The organism is Parabacteroides sp. ZJ-118, assembly GCF_011038785.1.
Taxonomy (GTDB): domain Bacteria; phylum Bacteroidota; class Bacteroidia; order Bacteroidales; family Tannerellaceae; genus Parabacteroides.
In genome coordinates this window covers 1-2,607 of the sequence record NZ_JAAKDT010000086.1, presented here as the reverse complement: position 1 = coordinate 2,607, position 2,607 = coordinate 1, and the positions used below count along the sequence as shown (strand labels likewise).

Annotated in this window: 2 protein-coding genes and 1 pseudogene; all 3 read left to right on the top strand. The window is 40.7% G+C overall.

Annotated features, from left to right (window positions below):
• Positions 1 to 157: 157 nt before the first annotated feature.
• A pseudogene (locus G7Y39_RS13210) lies at positions 158 to 838 on the top strand (tyrosine-type recombinase/integrase); the annotation flags it as partial.
• 9 nt (positions 839 to 847) lie between these two features.
• Positions 848 to 1,207 (top strand): lipofamily protein, encoded by a 360-nt coding sequence (locus G7Y39_RS13205; RefSeq protein WP_165157898.1) that lies wholly within the window; start codon positions 848 to 850, stop codon positions 1,205 to 1,207.
• Between the two features lie 178 nt (positions 1,208 to 1,385).
• Positions 1,386 to 2,273, top strand: a complete 888-nt coding sequence (locus tag G7Y39_RS13200; protein WP_165157897.1) for a mobilization protein — start codon at positions 1,386 to 1,388, stop codon at positions 2,271 to 2,273.
• Positions 2,274 to 2,607: the final 334 nt, after the last annotated feature.

Below are 2,607 nucleotides of genomic sequence, written 5' to 3'. Positions count from 1 at the left end.
GCGGCACGGCACTCGAAACGGCATTTGTCCCAACATACTCCGGTTTTTATGGCCTGATACCATAAACGAAAAATGCAAATAACTGATAATCAGCTATGCCTTCCAACGGCGAATTGCCGTTTTAGGCATTCGTTTTCAGCCCTCATGCTGTCCCAGCATGCTCCGGTCTCTCCAACTCAAACATAGCAACCGCCCTATATCCCTCAATTCGGCATCCGGCTACTACTCCACATTCAGAGGATTATTGAAGATAGCCTACCGAGACAAATGGCTTCGGGAGAACATCAACGACTACCTTGATAAGATTGAACCGCAAGATGTGAAGAAAGAGTATCTGACACTGGACGAAGTGAAACAACTTGCAGCCACTCCTTGCGACCTCCCGGTTTTGAAAGCCGCTTCTTTGTTTGCTTGTCTGACAGGGCTACGCATCAGTGACATCCTCAATCTTCAATGGGAAGATTTCGCCCTTGCACCCGACCAAGGTTATTGTCTGCGTATCAGAACACAGAAAACCCAAACGGAGGCGACACTCCCCATCAGCTACGAAGCCTACGAACTATGTGGCACGCCCGGAACCGGTAAAGTATTCAAAGAACTAAAACGGAGCATGATTAACTATCCACTTAAAAACTGGCTCAAAAAAGCCGGAATAACGAAGCCGATAACCTTTCACGGATTTCGGCACTCCTACGCCGTCATTCAAATCTCTTTAGGTACAGATATTTACACGGTCTCAAAGATGCTAACTCACAAGAACGTTTCCACAACTCAAATCTATGCTGATTTGGTCAATACCAAGAAACGAGAGACAGCCAATAAGATTTCACTAAAATAAATTACAGCTATGAAACGAGGAATCATAACAACCAACGGACAAGGCATCCATATCTCTGATGGCGAAGTATGGATGACCGCTTGGGAGATTGCCGACTTGTTTTATACAACGACAGGAATAATCAATTCTCGCATAAAAGCAATATTGAAAGCCAACATCTTAAAGAAGTATGAAGTTTGCCAATGTATAAGGCTGGAGAATGGGAACAGTGCCGATGTGTATAATCTCAATATGGTTATAGCCCTATCCTATCAAATAGACACAGGACATTCCGCAACATTTAGGAACTGGATAATAAACGAGGTTCAATCCTCACAAAAGGATAACGTATCATTCTTTGTTCATTTAGGAAGTAAGTTCTATTGTTAATCCGAAGCAGTATAGTAAAAGCCCGAAGTTGAAATCACACCAAATTCGGGCTTCAATTTATAAAAAGTGGCATAGGTTGTCTGGGGTATCGACGCATCATGCTGCCACTTTTCCAAAAATGCATCTACTATCCATAGAATGATATATATTTGCTCACAAACGACAAATACATATCAATATGGAGCAGAAAAAGATAGAACATATTACTTTGCATCTGATTGTTTTCGGTACAATCGCTATCATTGGTGTTTTAGCCCGTCAGACCTTCTTACACTATGGTTGGGATGAGTTCAGCAGCAACCTTATTTTCGTGGTATGCTCTATTGTCATGGGAGCTATCTACCTCAACCTGCAAATGGTATTCAGCCGACTACTTTCACCAACAATAGAGAAGTGCTTTATGAGATTTGAATGCTATCGCAATAAGGCTGCGGTAATTGAAACTCCAATAGTACACTCGGAACTTGCTCAAAGCACCATAAATCCGGAACCTATCATTTCGGGACCTGAGTCCGAAATTGAAATCGAAACTACATCTGATACAACAGAAGAAGTTTCTACTCCTTCGCTTCCAGAATCCAATGAAGACGTAGCAGAACATCCAAAGGAAGAAGCCACCCCTTCTACCATCAGCAATACATCTATCGAAGAATCCAGCCAAACATCAGAATACGAGATATTCCGTGCCAATGCTATGGCTGAGAAGGAACGAGCATCTCAGCAAAAATTAGATAAGGTTCTCACATATACGAAACAAACTTTGGCTCTCTATCTTAGCGAAACTGACCTCAATCGCTTATGTGGATATATTATAGAATACTACTTGTCTGATTCTCTGCCCAAAGTTGAACTTATAAAGGTGGATGCTCAATTAAAATCCATTGACATCATGCACTTTGGATGGAATATCGGCAAAGCATTTGGCAAGCCACGCCTACAGACAGCTACCTTTATAAAAAAAGTATTCGCCCATACTCTCCGTGATTCGGAGATATCTACCATTGAGCGAAAAATGTCGCATACGGAATCAGAATGTGTAATTAAATTAGATAAGAAAATTGTGTAATTAGAATTTCCACTTCTTATCTTTCCGGGTACATCCATACATATTTAGGTGCATCAAATGAAGAATATGCAATCCAATGTTTGGATTGAATTACAACATCATCAGGTTTCATTAAAGAGCGTGGAATGTAATTTTCTAATACCGCTTTAGCTCTTATATCATCAATTATTGTGAGGTGTAAGCATTTGATAAACTACAGGTATTAAACTTTATATATAACAATAGCGACTGTCACTATGAAGCTAATAGTTGCAGTCGCTATTGTTTTGTTGAACCTATATGTTGCAGTCGGCATTAGTTGCCGGATTCCCCATTTTGTTTTGTCAATACACTT

Coding starts and splice junctions, on each gene's coding strand:
- G7Y39_RS13200 (WP_165157897.1), top strand. CDS start 1,386: ATGGAGCAGAAAAAGATAGAACATATTACTTTGCATCTGATTGTTTTC.
- G7Y39_RS13205 (WP_165157898.1), top strand. CDS start 848: ATGAAACGAGGAATCATAACAACCAACGGACAAGGCATCCATATCTCT.